At 68.1% G+C, this 17,938-nt stretch carries 18 protein-coding genes; 12 read left to right on the plus strand and 6 right to left on the minus strand.

Annotation, left to right across the window (positions count from 1 at the left end; all coding sequences use genetic code 11):
- The first annotated feature begins 102 nt into the window (after positions 1 to 102).
- Positions 103 to 609 (plus strand): hypothetical protein, encoded by a 507-nt coding sequence (locus M3Q23_10755; GenBank protein ID MDP9342546.1) that lies wholly within the window; start codon positions 103 to 105, stop codon positions 607 to 609.
- Between the two features lie 7 nt (positions 610 to 616).
- Here M3Q23_10755 and M3Q23_10760 read toward each other — a convergent pair whose 3' ends face one another.
- Positions 617 to 1,003, minus strand: a complete 387-nt coding sequence (locus tag M3Q23_10760; protein ID MDP9342547.1) for a hypothetical protein — start codon at positions 1,001 to 1,003, stop codon at positions 617 to 619.
- Positions 1,004 to 1,198: 195 nt separating this feature from the next.
- Between M3Q23_10760 and M3Q23_10765 the strand changes: the two genes are divergently transcribed.
- Together M3Q23_10765 and M3Q23_10770 are read left to right on the plus strand one after the other, a co-directional pair.
- Entirely contained in the window at positions 1,199 to 1,432 is a 234-nt protein-coding gene (locus M3Q23_10765) for a hypothetical protein (protein MDP9342548.1), read from the plus strand.
- Positions 1,429 to 1,836 carry a type II toxin-antitoxin system VapC family toxin gene (locus M3Q23_10770; GenBank protein ID MDP9342549.1) on the plus strand — a complete coding sequence of 136 codons (408 nt, stop codon included), beginning with the start codon at positions 1,429 to 1,431 and terminating at the stop codon, positions 1,834 to 1,836. The genes M3Q23_10765 and M3Q23_10770 overlap by 4 nt, the downstream gene beginning before the upstream one ends.
- Positions 1,837 to 1,841: 5 nt before the next feature.
- Here M3Q23_10770 and M3Q23_10775 read toward each other — a convergent pair whose 3' ends face one another.
- Together M3Q23_10775 and M3Q23_10780 are read right to left on the minus strand one after the other, a co-directional pair.
- Positions 1,842 to 2,264 carry a type II toxin-antitoxin system VapC family toxin gene (locus tag M3Q23_10775; protein MDP9342550.1) on the minus strand — a complete coding sequence of 141 codons (423 nt, stop codon included), beginning with the start codon at positions 2,262 to 2,264 and terminating at the stop codon, positions 1,842 to 1,844.
- Entirely contained in the window at positions 2,261 to 2,497 is a 237-nt protein-coding gene (locus M3Q23_10780) for a type II toxin-antitoxin system prevent-host-death family antitoxin (protein MDP9342551.1), read from the minus strand. The genes M3Q23_10775 and M3Q23_10780 overlap by 4 nt, the downstream gene beginning before the upstream one ends.
- A gap of 119 nt (positions 2,498 to 2,616) precedes the next feature.
- On the opposite strand from M3Q23_10780, the gene M3Q23_10785 reads away from it, so the two are divergent.
- On the plus strand, positions 2,617 to 3,180 hold the full coding sequence (locus tag M3Q23_10785) for a Uma2 family endonuclease (GenBank protein MDP9342552.1): 564 nt from the start codon (positions 2,617 to 2,619) through the stop codon (positions 3,178 to 3,180).
- An 18-nt stretch (positions 3,181 to 3,198) separates the two neighbouring features.
- Here the strand turns inward: M3Q23_10785 and M3Q23_10790 are convergent, their stop codons facing one another.
- Together M3Q23_10790 and M3Q23_10795 are read right to left on the minus strand one after the other, a co-directional pair.
- Positions 3,199 to 3,615: a DUF86 domain-containing protein gene (locus M3Q23_10790; protein MDP9342553.1), complete on the minus strand. Its 417-nt coding sequence runs from the start codon at positions 3,613 to 3,615 to the stop codon at positions 3,199 to 3,201.
- Complete coding sequence (locus tag M3Q23_10795) at positions 3,602 to 4,018, minus strand: nucleotidyltransferase domain-containing protein (protein MDP9342554.1); 417 nt, start codon at positions 4,016 to 4,018, stop codon at positions 3,602 to 3,604. Before M3Q23_10795 ends, M3Q23_10790 begins: the two co-directional genes overlap by 14 nt.
- 111 nt (positions 4,019 to 4,129) lie before the next feature.
- Between M3Q23_10795 and M3Q23_10800 the strand changes: the two genes are divergently transcribed.
- The 5 genes from M3Q23_10800 to M3Q23_10820 all read left to right on the plus strand — a co-directional run bounded on the left by M3Q23_10800 (position 4,130) and on the right by M3Q23_10820 (position 13,529).
- Positions 4,130 to 4,693 carry a Uma2 family endonuclease gene (locus M3Q23_10800; GenBank protein MDP9342555.1) on the plus strand — a complete coding sequence of 188 codons (564 nt, stop codon included), beginning with the start codon at positions 4,130 to 4,132 and terminating at the stop codon, positions 4,691 to 4,693.
- A gap of 312 nt (positions 4,694 to 5,005) precedes the next feature.
- Entirely contained in the window at positions 5,006 to 5,437 is a 432-nt protein-coding gene (locus M3Q23_10805) for a type II toxin-antitoxin system VapC family toxin (protein ID MDP9342556.1), read from the plus strand.
- Between the two features lie 228 nt (positions 5,438 to 5,665).
- Positions 5,666 to 9,127 carry a DNA-directed RNA polymerase subunit beta gene (locus M3Q23_10810; protein MDP9342557.1) on the plus strand — a complete coding sequence of 1,154 codons (3,462 nt, stop codon included), beginning with the start codon at positions 5,666 to 5,668 and terminating at the stop codon, positions 9,125 to 9,127.
- 79 nt (positions 9,128 to 9,206) lie between these two features.
- Positions 9,207 to 13,130 carry a DNA-directed RNA polymerase subunit beta' gene (locus M3Q23_10815; protein ID MDP9342558.1) on the plus strand — a complete coding sequence of 1,308 codons (3,924 nt, stop codon included), beginning with the start codon at positions 9,207 to 9,209 and terminating at the stop codon, positions 13,128 to 13,130.
- A gap of 156 nt (positions 13,131 to 13,286) precedes the next feature.
- Entirely contained in the window at positions 13,287 to 13,529 is a 243-nt protein-coding gene (locus M3Q23_10820; GenBank protein ID MDP9342559.1) for a hypothetical protein, read from the plus strand.
- Between the two features lie 7 nt (positions 13,530 to 13,536).
- On the opposite strand, the gene M3Q23_10825 is transcribed toward M3Q23_10820, so the two are convergent.
- Positions 13,537 to 14,367: an inositol monophosphatase gene (locus tag M3Q23_10825; GenBank protein ID MDP9342560.1), complete on the minus strand. Its 831-nt coding sequence runs from the start codon at positions 14,365 to 14,367 to the stop codon at positions 13,537 to 13,539.
- Between the two features lie 291 nt (positions 14,368 to 14,658).
- Between M3Q23_10825 and rpsL the strand changes: the two genes are divergently transcribed.
- The 3 genes from rpsL (at position 14,659) to fusA (ending at position 17,813) form a co-directional block, all read left to right on the plus strand.
- Positions 14,659 to 15,030, plus strand: a complete 372-nt coding sequence (gene rpsL, locus M3Q23_10830) for a 30S ribosomal protein S12 (protein ID MDP9342561.1) — start codon at positions 14,659 to 14,661, stop codon at positions 15,028 to 15,030.
- Between the two features lie 9 nt (positions 15,031 to 15,039).
- Positions 15,040 to 15,510, plus strand: coding sequence for a 30S ribosomal protein S7 (gene rpsG / locus M3Q23_10835; GenBank protein ID MDP9342562.1), 471 nt, complete (start codon positions 15,040 to 15,042; stop codon positions 15,508 to 15,510).
- 260 nt (positions 15,511 to 15,770) lie between these two features.
- Complete coding sequence (fusA, locus tag M3Q23_10840; protein MDP9342563.1) at positions 15,771 to 17,813, plus strand: elongation factor G; 2,043 nt, start codon at positions 15,771 to 15,773, stop codon at positions 17,811 to 17,813.
- Positions 17,814 to 17,938: the final 125 nt, after the last annotated feature.

A 17,938-nucleotide genomic window follows, 5' to 3' on the forward strand; every position in this document is an offset into this window, starting at 1 on the left:
TACGTTGACAAGGAGCCCAGGTGGTGGACCTCCCGCCTCAGAACTGCGGGATTACGTGAACGCGGGACTGGTGGATAACTTGAACGCGAGCCCTTTCAACTGGTGGTTTCCGTGAACGCCGACACCTACGACATTCTGGCGCAACCCTACCCGGGGACCGAAGGACTAAAGCCCCGGGCTCTCCATCTGGCCCGGTTCTACGAGCGGGTCGGGGAGACCGCGCACAAGCTGGACCCTGACCTGCTCATCGTCGTCCCGGATCAGTTCAACAACAGCACCAAGCAGTTCGCCCTGGCGCGACGGCCTCGGATTCTCGGAGCCGTGTACTCGTTCGAGTACTACGCTCCGAACTGGAACCCGCGCGGGAAGCACAGGCTGGCCTTGTATGAGAACCGCGCCCACGAGTGGAACTATCCCACCTGGGTCCTCGAGTTCACGGCGTTCAACTGTCCCTGTGGCGGGCTCACCACGAGCCCGGACCCCCACTGGAGGTCGGATACGAGGAATTTCCTCCAAGCGGCCCGTTCCGATAACGTCGGATGGACCATCCATAGGTTCTCCTACTTCGAGAACCGAACCCTCCTGCGCTTGCTTCGGAACGGACTCTGACAGCTCGTCACGTCAGGGTCGCTCGGCGTCGGACGGCCGTCCACGCCCACAGCGCCACGAGGACCCCGCCGGCGTCGGCCAGGGCGTCGAATGGGTCCGCACTGCGATCCACGAAGTGCTGACCCACTTCGATGGCGACGCCCAGCGCTATAGCCCCGGCCGCGATGAGCCACGCCCGCCGCGGGAATGGTCCGTCGCCCCGGCCCGGGCGCCACACCGCGGCCAGCAGCCACGAGCCCGTCAGGGCTGCGTAGCCCGCCGCGTGGATCACCTTGTCCGAGGCGAAGAATGCGTTGAGCCCCGGCGGTGCCGGGCCCAGGGACAGCACGAAGGTCGCCAACAGCAACGCCACAGAGACGGCCCACAGGCCGGCGTCGACGACTCCTTGACGCACGCTCGGTCGGGGAGGTGCCCGCATGAAATCCACCGTACCCGGCCCGCGGGGATTTCGGGGGCCTTGAACCCCGTCCGGTTCCCTGGTTCGTCGTAGCCGGCGCCCGATGAGCTCAGCCTTGAGGAGGCTGGCTAGCATCCGCCATACTCGCGAGCTTCATATGCAGCTGATGAGCATGGTATCGTTGACCCACGCATGGGAGTCTTGATCCAGATCCGCGATGTTCCCGAGGACGTGCATCGCACGCTCAAGGCCAGGGCGGCGGCCTCGGGCACCTCGCTATCGGAGTACGTCCGTGATCTGCTGGCTCGGTCGGCCACGCGTCCCACGCCCGAGGAGCTCGCCGCGCGAATCGAGGCTCGAGGGGCCGTTCGGCTGAGCGAGCCCAGCGAGCGCACCGTTCGCGAGCTTCGCGACCAAGGCGAATGACGGTCATCGATACGTCGGCCGTGGTCGACTTCTTGGTGGGCGAGGAGGCTTCGGAGGACGTGGGGGGGTTACTGGCTCGTGAGGGAACCTTGGCTGCCCCGGACCTGCTCGTCTTCGAGGTGCTGGCCGTCTTCCGGCGGCACGTCCAGCGTGGCTCCATCCCTCCGGCCCGGGCCAGAGCCGCGATCGAGGATCTGGGCGACCTCGCCGTCGAGATCTTCCCCACCCTTCCTCTCCGGGAACGCGCCTGGGAGCTGCGAGAGAACCTCACCGCCGCTGACGCGCTCTTGGTCGCGCTGGCGGAGCGCCTCGGTGAGCCCCTGGCGACGAAGGATGCCGCGCTGGCCTCCGCGGCACGCACCCACACGGGCATCGAGACGATCCAGCTCCCCGGCGGCCCCTGAGAGCGCTATCGGGGCGGCGGGACCGGGACGACGGCCAGGTCATCGATCCCGGCGAAGTCCGATGGATTGCAGGTGTAGAGGGGAAGATCGTTCGCCACGGCCGTCGCGGCGATCATGGCGTCGTAGGCCCGAGCCGTGATCTTGCGGCCCGATCTCCGAAGTGAGGCCGCCACTCGGCCGAACGCGCGGGCGGCGTTGCCGTCGAAGGGAAGCGGGTCGAAATCGGCCTCCGCCTGCTGAAGGTGCGCTTGGCGGGCCGCGCGCGTCCGCTCGTCCCGAGCGACGAGCGGACCCACCGAGAGTTCCGCGAGCGTTACGGCCGTGATGAGTGGTTCTGTGGGAAGGACGGCGGCGTCGGGGATGCTCTGCAGGAGTATGACCGTCGATGTGTCGAGGATGCCTCGCCCCGAGCGTGTGGCCTCGCTCACAGGTCCGGCTCCAGGACTTCGTCGATGTCGGCACGCAAGGCGACCGGGTCGACGGCAGGAAGCCGATGCCACCGGGCCAGCAAGGCGCTGGCCGACAGAGCCGGATCAGGCAGCGGTCGGAGCTCAGCGACCGCCTTCCCCGCTCGGGTGATCGTGACCTGTTCCCCCCGAGCGACTCGGTCCACGACTTCTCCGCCGTGGTTGCGGAGGTCCCGAATACTTACTTCACGCATCGCTGGCACTGTATCACATGTGATCCCAGCCGCCGAGTCGGGGAGGTGATGAGGAGGCCGCCGGTGGATGTCGTACCCTGCTGCTACCTTTCGGCCGCCATGGCAGGAGGAGGTGAACGATGGCCACCCAGCCCAGGACAACCGGGCTTACCTACGAGGACCTCCGAGGCTTCCCCGAGGACAATCTCCGGCGGGAGCTCATCGACGGGGAGCTCATCGTGACGGCGGCTCCGTCCACCCGCCATCAGGACGCGGTGCTCCAACTGGGGGCTCGCCTGCTCGCGTACGCGAACGATTGGGGTGGCAAGGTCTACGTCGCGCCCACAGATGTGTTCCTCACCGAAACCAACGTGGTCGAGCCGGACGTGCTGTTCGTACGGCCCGAGAACGTCTCGAAGGTGGAGCGGCCCTTCGTCCGGGGTGCCCCGGACCTGGTGATGGAGGTATCCTCGCCCTCCACCCGCCGCCTGGAGCTGGTCCGCAAGCGCGAGCTGTACGAGCGGTTCGCGGTCCCCGAGTACTGGTACGTCGACCTCGACGCCGACCGGGTGGAGGTCTATCGCCTGGAAGGGGCGCAGTACGAGCCGCCCGTGCTGCTCACCCGCGTCGAAACCCTCGAGTCTCCCCAGGTCCCCGGATTCTCCATCCCGGTCGGCGACCTGCTCGGCCCACCCGAGGAATGAGTTCGCTATCCAGGGAGGTCAGCCCACCAGGTACTGCTCGATGGCCTCGGAGAATGCCCGGAAGTCTTCCAGAGAGTCCAGGTCACTCCAGACGAGGACGGGATCCACCTCCAAGTAGGCATGCACCAAGATGTTTCGGAACCCCGCCGCGGCGGTGAGCCGCTCGGCGAGCGCCTCGTCGATCACGCCAACTCGCCCCAGCTTGATGAACGCGTCCGCGTAATCCTCGGGGGTCTCGTCCGAATCCTCGGCCAGGATATGGACAGCGATGTCGATGGCAGCCTGGATCGCAATCTGGAAGTGACGCTCGGTCGCGGCTTGGAGGTCCGAGTCGGCCAGGAAACCATCCCTCCCGGCTTCCCGAACGCGCTCCAGCCTGCTGAGGCGCCGCCCGATCTCGCGAAGCCGTCTCCGGACCGACTCAGGATCGACCAAAGCGGCCTTCCTCGAGGCGGTGGTGCAGGCCCTCGTCGAGCGCGCGGCGGAGGGGGGCCATGTCGATGTACCGATCCACGGTGCGAACCCAGTGATCCACCCGGGCCTTCTCATCCCTGGAGACGAGAACGCGGCCGTCTCTCAGGACCCGGTACCCCAGCGCGACCGGGCACGTGTTGAGGACGATCACGTCGACGTCGTCCCTCCGAAGCTCCCTCGAGAGGTCTGTAATGAGGTCACGTTGCCGGTGCACCAGGTTTCCGTCTTCCCGGAGCAACACGGCGACGTCGACGTCGGAGAGCGGCGCGGCCGTTCCTCTCGCCACCGAGCCGAACAGGTACGCCGCGAGCACGTCCTCGTGCCGTTCGAGCACCGATCGGATCCGGCTTTCGGGGTCGTCCATCAACGTGAGCGTACCTCCGGCAGACCGCCAGGTCGGGATGTGAGGAGGCCGCCGTTTGGATGTCGTACCCTGCTGCTACCTTCTGACGGCCATGGCAGGAGGAGGTGAACGATGGCCACCCAGCCCAGGACGACCCGGCTCACGTACGAGGACCTCCGAGCCTTCCCCGAGGACAACCTTCGGCGGGAGCTCATCGACGGGGAGCTCGTCGTGACGGCGGCCCCGTCCACCCGCCACCAGGACGTGGTCGTTCGGCTGTGCATCCGCCTCGGTCTCTACGCTGAGGAGCGGGGCGGGAAGCTCTACGTCGCACCCACCGATGTGTTCCTCGCCGACACCAACGTGGTCGAGCCGGACGTGCTGTTCGTACGGCCCGAGAACGTCTCGAAGGTGGAGCGGCCCTTCGTCCGGGGCGCTCCGGACCTGGTGGTCGAGGTGTCCTCGCCCTCCACCCGCCGCTTGGAGCTGGTACGTAAGCGGGAGCTGTACGAGCGGTTCGGGATCCCCGAGTACTGGTTCGTCGACCTCGAGGCCGACCGGGTGGAGGTCTACCGCCTGGAGGAAGCACGCCATGGGCCGCCGGCACTCCTATCTCGAGCTGACACCCTCGAGTCGCCCCAAGCTCCCGGGTTCTCCATCCCGGTGGCCGACCTGCTCGGCCCATCCGAGGACTGATGCGTCCGGCCGCCTCCTGGCTCAAGACTACCGCCCATCATGATGTCTATGAGTTAGACTTCGTGATGTGTCACAACGGACCACGCTGACGCTTGACGACGACGTAATGACTCGTCTCAAGGTTGAGGCTCGTCGAACCGGCAAGCCACTCAAGGACGTCGTGAACGACGCCCTTCGACGGGGCCTGTCGAGCGCGGGGAAACAGGAGCGACCGCCCTTTCGGGTCATCGCGACCGATCTCGGACTTCGGCCGGGAATCGAGTTGGACGACGTGGAAGGCCTCCTCGACAGGATCGAGGGGCCCCGCCGCGCATGATCCTGATCGACGCCAACATCCTTCTCTACGCCTACGATGCCTCGAGCCCCCAGCACAAGCGCGCCCGGGTGTGGCTCGAACAAGCACTCTCCGGGGAAGATGATGTGCGGATCGCCCTCCTATCGTTGCTGGCCTTCTTGCGAATCAGCACGAACCCGGCAGTCTTCGAACGACCACTCCAGCCGGAAGACGCCATCGAGATCGTGAGGAGCTGGCTGGCGCAGCCGGGCGTCGGGGTCGCCGAACCGTCTGGACGCCACTGGACTGTTCTGGCGGGCCTCGCCCAGGCCGGCAGGGCCCGGGGACCCCTGCTCATGGACGCTCACCTGGCCGCGCTCGCAATGGAGCACGGGTCCATGTTGTGCACCACCGATCGCGACTTCGCGCGCTTCCCCCAGCTTCGGTTCCGCGATCCCTTGGGAGCGTGACAATTCGAGCCGGCGCAGTCGGGGAACAATGGGGCCGCTTGCGCGCGTTATAGCTGGCAGGATGCGGTGCGCAGTGGTATGGTCACGCCCGTGACACCGGGCCGACCGGTGAGGTCGAGAGCCCGGCGTTGACACTTGCGCCTTTCTTTCCTACACTGAGCGGTTGCCGTGCCGTCTCCCGCCTGTCCATCTTCACGCCTGTAGTTCGTCGTCCTCAACCCAAGGGGGATCGTGTTGCCTGATCTGCTCGTTCCTGGTCGCGAACGTGTGAGCTTCGCCAAGCTCGAAGAGCCCCTGCCCCTTCCCGATCTGGTGGGGGTGCAGCGCGAGTCGTTCGACTGGCTGCTGTCCGAGGGAATCAAGGAAGTCCTGGAGGAGATCTCCCCGATCGAGGACTTCACCGAGCAGTTTCAGCTGTTCTTCGGCTCCCACCACTTCAAGGAGATCAAGCACTCCGAGGAGGAGTGCAAGGACAAGGACATGACCTACTCGGCGGCGCTGTTCGTCGAGTGCTCGTTCGTCAACAAGACGACCGGCGAGATCAAGGAGCAGGAGGTCTTCATGGGCGACTTCCCCATGATGACCTCGAAGGGCACCTTCATCATCAACGGGACCGAGCGAGTCGTGGTCTCGCAGCTGGTCCGGAGCCCCGGCGTCTACTTCGACCGCAGCATCGACAAGACCTCCGACAAGGACGTCTACCTGGCCAAGGTCATCCCGGGCCGGGGGGCGTGGCTGGAGTTCGACGTCGACAAGCGCGACACCGTGGGCGTGCGCATCGACCGCAAGCGCCGCCAGCACGTGACCGTGCTGCTGAAGGCCATGGGGTGGACGGAGGAGGAGATCCTCTCCCTGTTCGACGACGCCCCCTCCATCAAGCTGACCCTGGAGAAGGATCACGTCGGCTCGCCGGAGGAGGCCCTGGAGGACATCTACCGGCGCCTGCGCCCGGGCGAGCCGCCCACGGCCGAGTCCGCCCGGACCCTGCTGGAGAACCTGTTCTTCAACCACAAGCGCTACGACCTGGCCCGGGTGGGCCGCTACAAGGTCTCCAAGAAGCTGGGGGAGGCCGACCCGGCCCTCGCCGCCCAGCTCAAGGCGAAGTTCAACGCCATGAAGGAGCTGGACAACCCGGACCGCAAGGGCTGGGAGCAGCCCCGGTACCGCGTGTTCGCCACGCTCCAGTCGGGCGAGTCCGGCCAGGGCGCGCCCAAGGAGAAGACCGTCCTCACCTACGAGGACATCCTGAAGGCGGTCCGGTACCTGGTCCGGCTGCACGCCGGCGAGGAGGGCTACGAGCCCGACGACATCGACCACTTCGGGAACCGCCGCCTCCGCAGCGTGGGCGAGCTGATCCAGAACCAGATCCGGATCGGCCTGTCGCGCATGGAGCGGGTGGTCCGCGAGCGCATGACCACCCAGGACGTGGAGGCCATCACGCCGCAGACCCTCATCAACATCCGCCCGGTGGTGGCGTCCATCAAGGAGTTCTTCGGAACGTCGCAGCTGTCCCAGTTCATGGACCAGACCAACACGCTGGCGGGCCTGACCCACAAGCGCCGCCTGTCGGCGCTCGGCCCGGGCGGCCTGTCCCGGGAGCGGGCCGGGTTCGAGGTCCGTGACGTCCACCCGTCCCACTACGGCCGGATGTGTCCCATCGAGACGCCGGAGGGCCCGAACATCGGCCTGATCGGCTCGCTCTCGTCGTTCGGGCGCATCAACCCGTACGGGTTCATCGAGACGCCGTACCGGAAGGTGGTGAAGGGCCGGGTCACCGACCAGATCGACTACCTGTCGGCGGACGAGGAGGACCTGCACGTCATCGCCCAGGCCAACACGCCGCACGACCCCAAGAACGGGAAGTTCTCCGAGGGGCGGGTCCTGGTGCGGCGCAAGCACGGCGAGGTCGACTACGTCGCTCCTGACGAGGTCGACTACATGGACGTCTCGCCGAAGCAGCTGGTGAGCGTGGCCGCGGCGCTGATCCCCTTCCTGGAGCACGACGACGCCAACCGGGCCCTCATGGGCGCGAACATGCAGCGCCAGGCGGTCCCGCTGCTGAAGTCGGAGGCCCCGCTGATCGGGACGGGCGTGGAGTTCCGCACCGCGGTGGACGCGGGCGACGTGGTGCTGGCCGACGAGGCCGGGGTGGTGGAGGACGTCTCCGCTGACGACGTCGTGGTCCGGGGCCGCACCGGCAACCTCAAGACCTACCGCATGCTGAAGTTCCGACGGTCCAACCAGGGCACCTGCATCAACCAGAAGCCCATCGTGTCGGTGGGCGACAAGGTGGCGAAGGGCCAGGTCATCGCGGACGGCCCGTCCACCGACATGGGCGAGCTCGCGCTGGGCCGGAACCTCCTGGTGGCGTTCATGCCGTGGGAGGGCCACAACTACGAGGACGCCATCGTCATCTCCGAGCGGCTGGTGAAGGACGACGTGCTCACGTCGATCCACATCGAGGAGCACGAGGTCGACGCCCGGGACACCAAGCTCGGGGCCGAGGAGATCACCCGGGACATCCCGAACGTCTCCGAGGAGATCCTGAAGGATCTCGACGAGCGCGGCATCGTGCGCATCGGGGCCGAGGTGAACCCGGGCGACTACCTGGTGGGCAAGGTCACGCCGAAGGGCGAGACCGAGCTCACGCCAGAGGAGCGCCTGCTGCGCGCGATCTTCGGTGAGAAGGCCCGGGAGGTCCGGGACACCTCGCTGAAGGTCCCCCACGGCGAGTCCGGCAAGGTCATCGGGGTGCGGGTGTTCGCCCGGGAGGACGGCGACGAGCTGGCCCCCGGCGTGAACCAGCTGGTCCGGGTGTACGTGGCCCAGAAGCGGAAGATCTCCGACGGCGACAAGCTGGCCGGCCGCCACGGGAACAAGGGCGTCATCGCCCGGATCCTTCCCGAGGAGGACATGCCGTTCCTGGAGGACGGCACGCCGTGCGACATCATCCTGAACCCGCTGGGGGTCCCGTCCCGGATGAACCTGGGGCAGGTCCTCGAGGCGCACCTCGGGTACGCGGCGGCCATGGGGTTCAAGTTCGACGGCCAGATCAAGGAGGGGCCGATCCACGTGGCCTCGCCGGTGTTCGACGGGGCCCGGGAGCACGAGATCCTGGAAGCCATCCGGAGCTCGCAGCCGAACAAGGACGGCGACCGCCTCATCGACGACTCGGGCAAGGCCCGGCTGTTCGACGGGCGGAGCGGCCAGCCCTACGAGGAGCCGGTGGCCATCGGGTACGTCTACATCATGAAGCTGCTGCACCTGGTGGACGACAAGATCCACGCCCGGTCCACCGGCCCGTACTCGATGATCACGCAGCAGCCCCTGGGCGGGAAGGCCCAGTTCGGCGGGCAGCGGTTCGGGGAGATGGAGGTGTGGGCGCTCGAGGCCTACGGCGCGGCGTACGCCCTCCAGGAGCTCCTGACCATCAAGTCCGACGACGTGCTGGGCCGGGTCAAGGTGTACGAGGCCATCGTGAAGGGCGAGAACATCCCCGAGCCGGGCATCCCGGAGTCCTTCAAGGTCCTGATCAAGGAGATGCAGTCCCTGTGCCTGAACGTCGAGGTCCTCTCGGCGGAGGGGCAGGAGATCGAGATGCGGGAGACCGACGAGGACGTGTTCCGGGCGGCGGAGGAGCTCGGGATCGACCTGTCGAGGCGCGAGCCCGCCGGGGCGGATTTCGACTGATGCGGGCCACACGCGTGCATCGGCAAGGGGAAGTGACGGAAGTGGAAGCGACGACTGACATGAAGGGGGCGCGGCGCTAGTGCTCGACGTCAACTACTTCGATGAGCTGCGGATCGGGCTGGCCACGGCGGACCAGATCCGGGCGTGGTCGAACGGCGAGGTCAAGAAGCCGGAGACCATCAACTACCGGACCCTGAAGCCGGAGAAGGACGGCCTGTTCTGCGAGCGCATCTTCGGTCCCACCCGGGACTGGGAGTGCCACTGCGGGAAGTACAAGCGGGTGCGGTTCAAGGGGATCATCTGCGAGCGCTGCGGCGTGGAGATCACCCGGGCCAAGGTCCGCCGGGAGCGCATGGGCCACATCGAGCTGGCCGCCCCGGTCACGCACATCTGGTACTTCAAGGGCGTCCCGTCCCGCCTGGGCTACCTGCTGGACATCGCACCGAAGGACCTCGAGCGGATCATCTACTTCGCCGCCTACGTGATCACCCGCCTGGACACCGAGCGCCGCCACCGCGACCTCCCCGAGATCGAGAAGGACATCGACGAGGAGAAGCGGGAGGTCGACCGGCACCGCGACGAGGAGATCCAGGACCGGCTGTCCGAGCTGGAGGAGCGCCTCCGCGAGCTGGAGGCCGAGGGTGCCAAGGGCGCCCAGCTGTCGGCCGCCCGGCGGGAGGCCCAGCGCGAGATCGAGCGCCTCACCGAGGCCTCCAAGCGGGAGACCGACCAGCTGGACCAAGTACTGGACGCGTTCCGGGACCTGAAGGTGAAGCAGCTGGTGGCCGACGACGCGGTGTACCGCCAGCTCCGGGAGCGCTACGGCGACTACTTCGACGGCGGCATGGGCGCAGAGGCCATCAAGCGCCTGCTGCTCGACCTCGACCTGGAGGCCGAGGCGGAGTTCCTGCGCGAGCAGATCCGCACGGCCAAGGGCACCCGCCGCCAGAAGGCCATCAAGCGGCTGAAGGTGGCGTCGAACTTCATCGGCACCAAGAACTCGCCGATGGGCATGGTCCTGGACGCCATCCCGGTGATCCCGCCGGACCTGCGGCCCATGGTGCAGCTGGACGGTGGGCGGTTCGCCACCTCCGACCTGAACGACCTGTACCGCCGGGTCATCAACCGGAACAACCGGCTGAAGCGGCTGCTGGACCTCCAGGCCCCCGAGATCATCGTGAACAACGAGAAGCGGATGCTCCAGGAGGCCGTGGACGCGCTGTTCGACAACGGCCGCCGGGGCCGTCCGGTCACCGGCCCGGGCAACCGCCCGCTGAAGTCGCTGTCCGACATGCTGAAGGGCAAGCAGGGCCGGTTCCGCCAGAACCTGCTGGGCAAGCGGGTCGACTACTCGGGCCGTTCCGTGATCGTGGTCGGGCCGGAGCTGAAGCTGCACCAGTGCGGCCTGCCCAAGCAGATGGCACTGGAGCTGTTCAAGCCGTTCGTGATGAAGCGGCTCGTGGACCAGGCCCTCGCGCAGAACATCAAGAGCGCGAAGCGGATGGTGGAGCGGGCCCGTCCGCAGGTGTGGGACGTGCTGGAGGAGGTCATCCGGGAGCACCCGGTCATGCTGAACCGGGCGCCCACCCTGCACCGCCTGGGCATCCAGGCCTTCGAGCCGGTGCTGGTGGAGGGCAAGGCCATCCAGATCCACCCGCTGGTGTGCACGGCGTTCAACGCCGACTTCGACGGCGACCAGATGGCCGTGCACGTGCCGCTGTCCGCCGAGGCGCAGGCCGAGGCTCGGGTCCTCATGCTGTCGGCGAACAACATCCTGTCGCCGGCCCACGGGCGCCCGATCGCCGTGCCCACCCAGGACATGGTGCTCGGGATGTACTACCTCACGCTGTCGCGAGAGCGTCCCAAGAAGGACGAGGCCATCCCGCGGTTCTCGTCGCCGGCCGAGGCGCTGCTGGCCGAGGACGCCGGGATGATCCACCTCCACGACATCATCCGGGTCCGCCTGCCCGGCAAGGCGATGCCGCCCGAGCTGGCGGCTTCCTCGAACGGGGACGGCGAGTCGAACGGCCGCGTGCGGCTGGTGGAGACCACGGTGGGCCGGGTCATCTTCAACGAGGCCTTCCCGCTCGACTTCCCGTACGTGGACCGCCACGTGCTGAAGGGCGACGTCGGCGAGCTGGTGGACGAGTGCGTCCGCCAGTACGACCGGGCGTCGGTGCAGCGGATCCTGGACGACCTCAAGCGGCTGGGGTTCCACTACGCCACCCGGGCCGGGGTCACCCTCGGGGTCGAGGACGTCACCACGCCCAAGGACAAGGCCAAGATCCTGGACGAGTACGAGAAGCGGGCCCAGAAGGTCGAGCAGCAGTTCCGCAAGGGGATCATCACCGACGACGAGCGCAAGCAGGAGCTCATCGAGATCTGGACCCAGGCCACCGACGACGTCAAGGACGCCATGGAGGCCGAGTTCTCGCCCACCAACCCGATCTACATGATGGCCAACTCGGGAGCCCGAGGGAACATCCAGCAGATCCGCCAGATCGCCGGCATGCGTGGCCTGGTGGCCAACCCGAAGGGCGAGATCATCCCCCGGCCGATCAAGGCCAACTTCCGTGAGGGGCTCACCGTGCTGGAGTACTTCATCTCCACCCACGGCGCCCGGAAGGGCCTGGCCGACACGGCCCTGCGGACCGCCGACTCGGGGTACCTGACCCGTCGTCTGGTGGACGTGGCCCAGGAGGTCATCATCCGGGAGGACGACTGCGGGACCGACCGGGGCATCCCCGCCCGGGTCAACACGGTCACGCCGAAGGGCGACCGGGTGCCGACCGGGCACGCGGACACGGCGCTGTTCGGCCGGGTGCTGGCCGAGGACGTGAAGGTCGAGCGGACCAAGGTGGCCTCGAAGGGCGACCTCCTCGACGACGTCAGCATGGCCAAGATCGTGGACAGCGGGGTGGAGCGGGTGTACGTCCGCTCCGTCCTGACCTGTGAGGCGGAGTACGGCGTGTGCCGCCTGTGCTACGGCCGCAACCTCGCGGTGGGCCGGCTGGTCGACATCGGCGAGGCCGTCGGCATCATCGCCGCGCAGTCCATCGGCGAGCCCGGCACGCAGCTCACCATGCGGACGTTCCACACCGGTGGTGTGGCCGGCGAGGACATCACGCACGGCCTCCCCCGGGTCCAGGAGCTGTTCGAGGCCCGCCGTCCCAAGGGAGAGGCCCAGATCACCGAGCTCCCCGGCACGGTCCAGATCGAGGAGGACGAGGAGAAGAAAGTCCGCCGGATCACCGTGACCTCGGACGACGGCGACCAGGTCCAGTACGCGGTGTCACTGCGCGCGCGGCTGGCGGTCTCCGACGGCGACCGGGTCGAGGTGGGCCAGCAGCTCACCGAGGGTTCCGTCAACCCGCACGAGAAGCTCCGCGTCGAAGGGGTCCAGGCCCTCCAGCTGCACCTGGTGGAGGAGGTCCAGCAGGTCTACCGGAGCCAGGGCGTGACGATCAACGACAAGCACATCGAGCTGATCATCCGGCAGATGCTGCGGAAGGTGCACATCATCGAGCCGGGCGACACCGACTTCCTGCCCGGTGAGCTGGTGGACCGGAAGCGCTTCGAGGAGAAGAACTCCGAAGTGGTGGAGGGCGGCGGCGAGCCCGCGTCGGCCCGGCCGATCCTCATGGGGATCACCAAGGCCGCCCTGGCCACGGACTCGTGGCTGTCCGCGGCCTCGTTCCAGGAGACCACCCGGGTCCTGACGGACGCCGCCATCAGCGCGAAGTCCGACCCGCTGCTCGGCCTGAAGGAGAACGTGATCATCGGCAAGCTCATCCCCGCGGGGACGGGCCTGAGCCGGTACCGAAACCTTCAGGTCAAGATCAAGCCCGAGTTCATCCCCGAGTACTGGCACGTCCGCCAGCGGGAGCTGGCCCAGGAGATGGGCGAGCCCGCGGAGGGCGACGGCGAGTACCGCCGGATGACCCGGGAAGAAGCCGAGCGGGCCCTGGGCGGCCTCGCCCCCGTGGAGGGCGGCGAGGAGTAGCCGAGGCCGGCCGGCCCGTCCGGCGAGCAGAACCAAGGCGAGAGGGCCGGGGGCGTCCCGGCCCTCCTCGCGTAACGGGTTCGTGTCACAGGGCGGTGCTACAGTCGGCTTCGAGATGGAAGCCTCGGATCGAGGATCGACCACCTCGCCGCCCGCATGGACTCCAGATTCGATGCGCTCGAGGCCCGTTTCGAAGCACGGTTCGACGCCGTGGACGCTCGCTTCGACGCCGTGGATCGCCGGTTCGACGCGCTGATCGCGCGCTTGGACGCCCGGTTCGACGCGATGGACCGCCGCTTCGATGCCCTCATCGCCCGGATGGACCACATGAACGCCCGGATCGATTCGCAGGCGGAGCGCATCGACGTCCATCTCGATCGCCATGCCGAAGGGGCATGACCGGCGGCTATTCGGTCTTCCGGGCCAGGTCCAGCAGCACCTCCTGCACCTGGGAGGGGCCGGCCAGGATGTCCCCCGAGAGGTAGTCGGGTCCCCCTTCCCAGTCGGTGACCACGCCGCCGGCCTCCTCGATCAGCAGCCCGCCCGCGGCCACGTCCCACGCGGAGAGACGCAGCTCGAAGAACCCGTCGAACACGCCCGCGGCCACCCAGGCCAGGTCCAGGGAGGCGGCGCCGGGCCGCCGGAGGTCCTCGAACCGCTCCAGGCTTCGCAGGAGCATCCGGCCGTACCGGGGCACCAGGTCCTTGTGCCGAAACGGGAAGCCCGTGGCCACCACGGCTTGGGACGGGTCGCGCAGGGACACGCGGAGCGGGCGCGCCGCCCGCGATCGCCGGTGCTCGACCACGGTGGCCCCCTCGCCGCGAGCCGCCGAGTACGTCTCCTCCAGGAACGGCGCGTGCACGACCCCCACGACGGGCCGTCCCTGCTCGACCAGGGCCACGGACACTCCCACCAGGGGGAACCGGTGCAGGAAGTTGGTGGTGCCGTCCAGCGGGTCGACCACCCAGTACCGGTCGCCCCCGTGCCCGCCCTCCTCCTCGCCCACCACCGGGATGCCGGGCGCCGCCGCCACCAGGGCCTCGACGACCACTCGCTCGCTGTGCCGGTCCACCTCCGTCACGTAGTCGCCCGGGCCGTTCTTGATGGTGGCCTGGGTGGCTTCGGCGCCCGCGCCGTCCGCGCCGTCCGCGCCGGCCCGGCGGACGACCTCGCCACCAGCCACCGCGGCCGCCCGGGCCGCGTCGAGCAGGCGATCGAGCGATCGGGAGTCCGCCACGGCGGCCCACGCTAGCAAAGGGCCGGTCAGGAGGCCTCTCGTGCGTGTACACTAAGGCTCCCGAGCGCATCGGTTGTCTTGCTGCAATTGTGAGCAAATTGACAGCCCACGCTGCGGACTAGTACCTTTGACGATTGCGGTTCGATGCGGATCGCAATCCAAGAACGTACGAGGGGGACCCATAAGGGAGCTTCGGTCGCAAGGGCAGCACCCTGGAGGCCGGGCCTGCGGGTCCGGCTTTTTGACGGTCCCCCGAAGCATGAGAAGGCGAGCGTTGCAGACGAGAGAGCCATGCCCACCATTCAACAGCTGGTCAGGAACGGGCGAGAGCGCCCGCGGAGCAAGACGAAGAGCCCCGCTCTTCGAGGATCTCCGCAGCGGCGCGGTGTCTGCACGCGTGTGTACACGACCACCCCGAAGAAGCCGAACTCGGCGCTCCGGAAGGTTGCCCGAGTCCGGCTGACGTCGGGCATCGAGGTCACCGCCTACATCCCCGGAATCGGCCACAACCTCCAGGAGCACTCCATCGTGCTCGTGCGGGGAGGCCGGGTGAAGGACCTCCCGGGCGTTCGCTACAAGATCGTCCGCGGCACCCTCGACACCGCCGGAGTCCGTGACCGGAAGAAGGCGCGCTCTCGCTACGGCGCCAAGAAGAGCCAGTAGGAGCGGTCGATGCCCAGGAAGGGACAAGCGGTCAAGCGCGAGATCGAGCCGGATCCGATCTATCAGAACCCGCTCGTCACGCAGCTCATCAACAAGGTGCTGCTGCACGGCAAGAAGAGCGTTGCCGAGCGCACGGTGTACAAGGCGCTCGAGGTCATCAGCGAGCGCACGGCGAACGACCCGGTCATCACGCTGAAGAAGGCCGTGGAGAACGCCCGGCCGCTGCTCGAGGTGCGCTCGCGGCGGGTCGGCGGGGCCACGTACCAGGTACCGGTGGAGGTCCGGCCGTCGCGGGGGACCACGCTCGCCCTGCGGTGGCTGGTGAACTACACCCGGCAGCGGCGGGAGCACACCATGGCCGACCGGCTGGTCGGCGAGATCATGGACGCCTCCACGGGCCAAGGGGCGTCGGTGAAACGACGCGAGGACCTGCACAAGATGGCCGAGGCCAACCGGGCCTTCGCGCACTACCGATGGTGATCGTCGAGGAGGAATTCGACCGCCGGACCCCCGGGTCCGGCGGATCGGTGACGGGGCTCGGGGGCCTCGACAGCGAGGCCCCGAGCGATAGGCCCCCGGTGGGGCAGACAGGGGTGGCATAGATGGCGACCCCGGCGAGGAAGTTGGAACAGGTGGCACAGACAGCGCAGGCAACGAGAGAACGGCAGGCCGGAGGGGCCGGCAAGGGCGGCCTCGTCATCCGGGAATATCCGCTCGCCCGGACCCGGAACATCGGGATCATGGCTCACATCGACGCGGGCAAGACCACGACGACCGAACGGATCCTCTACTACACCGGCAAGGCCTACAAGATCGGCGAGGTCCACGAGGGCACGGCCCAGATGGACTGGATGGTCCAGGAGCGCGAGCGGGGCATCACCATCACCTCCGCCGCCACCACCACCCGGTGGAAGGACCACTGGATCAACATCATCGACACCCCGGGACACGTGGACTTCACCGTCGAGGTGGAGCGGTCCCTGCGGGTGCTGGACGGGGCCGTCGCCGTGTTCGACGCGGTGGCGGGCGTGGAGCCCCAGACCGAGACGGTGTGGCGCCAGGCCGACCGCTACCACGTCCCCCGGATCTGCTTCGTAAACAAGATGGACCGCACCGGCGCGGACTTCCAGCGCACCGTGGGCATGATCGAGGACCGCCTCGGGATGCCGGCGCTGGTGGTCCAGCTGCCGTGGGGCGCCGAGCAGAGCTTCAAAGGTGTCATCGACCTCATCGAGATGAAGGCGCTGCACTGGGCGGACGAGAGCGGCATGGGCGAGGAGTGGGAGACCCTGGAGATCCCCGAGGAGCTCCGGGAGGCCGCGACGCAGGCCCGCCACGACCTCTTCGAGAAGCTGGCCGACCACGACGCCGACCTCATGGAGAAGTACGTCCAGGAGGAGGAGCCCACGCCCGTGGAGCTCCGCCGGGCCATCCGCCGGGCCACGCTGGCCACGGAGGGCACGCCCGTGCTGTGCGGGAGCGCCTTCAAGAACAAGGCCATCCAGCCGCTGCTGGACGCCATCGTGGCGTACCTCCCGTCGCCGCTCGACGTCCCGCCGCTGACCGGGCACGTGCCCGGCGACGGTGAGGCCGTCCGCGAGCCCGCCGACGACCAGCCGTTCAGCGCGCTGGCCTTCAAGATCATGACCGACCCCTACGTGGGCCGGCTGACCTACCTCCGGGTGTACTCGGGGGTGCTCCGGACCGGCGCCCACATCCTGAACTCCACCCGCGACCGCAAGGAGCGCATCGGCCGGATCCTCCAGATGCACGCGAACCACCGGGAGGACATGGACGCCGCGTTCACCGGCGACATCGTCGCGGTGGTGGGGCTGAAGCACACCACCACCGGCGACACGCTGTGCGACCCGGCCAACCCCATCGTGCTCGAGTCCATCACGTTCCCGACGCCGGTGATCTCGGTGGCGGTGGAGCCGAAGACCAAGGCCGACCAGGACAAGCTGGCCATCTCGATGGCGAAGCTGGCCGACGAGGACCCCACGTTCGTGGTCAAGCACGACGACGAGACGGGCCAGACCATCATCTCGGGCATGGGCGAGCTCCACCTGGAAGTGCTGGTGGACCGTCTGGTGCGGGAGTTCAACGTGGGCGCCAACGTGGGCAAGCCCCAGGTGGCCTACCGGGAGACCATCCGCAAGCCCGTGCACAAGGTGGAGGGCCGCTACATCAAGCAGACCGGCGGCCGGGGCCAGTACGGCCACGTCTACATCGACCTCGAGCCCACGGGCTCGGGCGGCGGGTACGAGTTCATCAACAAGATCGTGGGCGGCTCCATCCCCCGGGAGTACATCCCGTCGGTGGACCAGGGCATCCAGGAGGCGCTGGAGTCGGGGGTGCTGGCGGGATACCCGCTGGTGGACGTGCGGGCCACGCTGGTGGACGGGTCGTACCACGAGGTGGACTCGTCGGAGATGGCGTTCAAGATCGCCGGCCAGATCGCGCTGCGGGAGGCCGCCCGGCGGGCGGACCCGGTGCTGCTGGAGCCGGTCATGGAGTTCGAGGTCATCACCCCCGAGGAGTTCATGGGCGACGTGATGGGCGACGTCACGGCGCGGCGGGGACGGATCGAGCGCATCGACGAGCGCAGCGGCATGCGGGCCATCCGCGTGGTGGTGCCGCTGGCGGAGCTGTTCGGCTACGCCACCGAGCTGCGCTCGCGGACCCAGGGCCGGGCCTCGCACACGCCGATGCAGCTGCACGCGTACCAGGAAGTCCCGCAGCAGCTCGCGCGCGAGATCATCGCGCGGGTTCGCGGAGAGTAGGAGAGGACATGTCGAAGAAGAAGTTCGAGCGGACCAAGCCCCACGTGAACATCGGCACGATCGGGCACATCGACCACGGCAAGACCACCCTCACCGCGGCCATCACCAAGGTGCTGGCGGACAAG

It is taken from the genome of Actinomycetota bacterium (genome assembly GCA_030774015.1).
GTDB lineage: Bacteria > Actinomycetota > UBA4738 > UBA4738 > JACQTL01 > JALYLZ01.

Bases quoted from the DNA above. Each gene is read 5' to 3' on its own strand.
- rpsG (MDP9342562.1), top strand. From the start codon at position 15,040: ATGCCCAGGAAGGGACAAGCGGTCAAGCGCGAGATCGAGCCGGATCCG.
- M3Q23_10765 (MDP9342548.1), top strand. From the start codon at position 1,199: ATGGGAGTCTTGATCCAGATCCGCGATGTTCCCGAGGACGTGCATCGC.
- M3Q23_10795 (MDP9342554.1), bottom strand. From the start codon at position 4,018: ATGGACGACCCCGAAAGCCGGATCCGATCGGTGCTCGAACGGCACGAG.
- rpsL (MDP9342561.1), top strand. From the start codon at position 14,659: ATGCCCACCATTCAACAGCTGGTCAGGAACGGGCGAGAGCGCCCGCGG.
- M3Q23_10785 (MDP9342552.1), top strand. From the start codon at position 2,617: ATGGCCACCCAGCCCAGGACAACCGGGCTTACCTACGAGGACCTCCGA.
- M3Q23_10800 (MDP9342555.1), top strand. From the start codon at position 4,130: ATGGCCACCCAGCCCAGGACGACCCGGCTCACGTACGAGGACCTCCGA.
- M3Q23_10770 (MDP9342549.1), top strand. From the start codon at position 1,429: ATGACGGTCATCGATACGTCGGCCGTGGTCGACTTCTTGGTGGGCGAG.
- M3Q23_10805 (MDP9342556.1), top strand. From the start codon at position 5,006: ATGATCCTGATCGACGCCAACATCCTTCTCTACGCCTACGATGCCTCG.
- M3Q23_10780 (MDP9342551.1), bottom strand. From the start codon at position 2,497: ATGCGTGAAGTAAGTATTCGGGACCTCCGCAACCACGGCGGAGAAGTC.
- M3Q23_10820 (MDP9342559.1), top strand. From the start codon at position 13,287: ATGGACTCCAGATTCGATGCGCTCGAGGCCCGTTTCGAAGCACGGTTC.
- fusA (MDP9342563.1), top strand. From the start codon at position 15,771: ATGGCTCACATCGACGCGGGCAAGACCACGACGACCGAACGGATCCTC.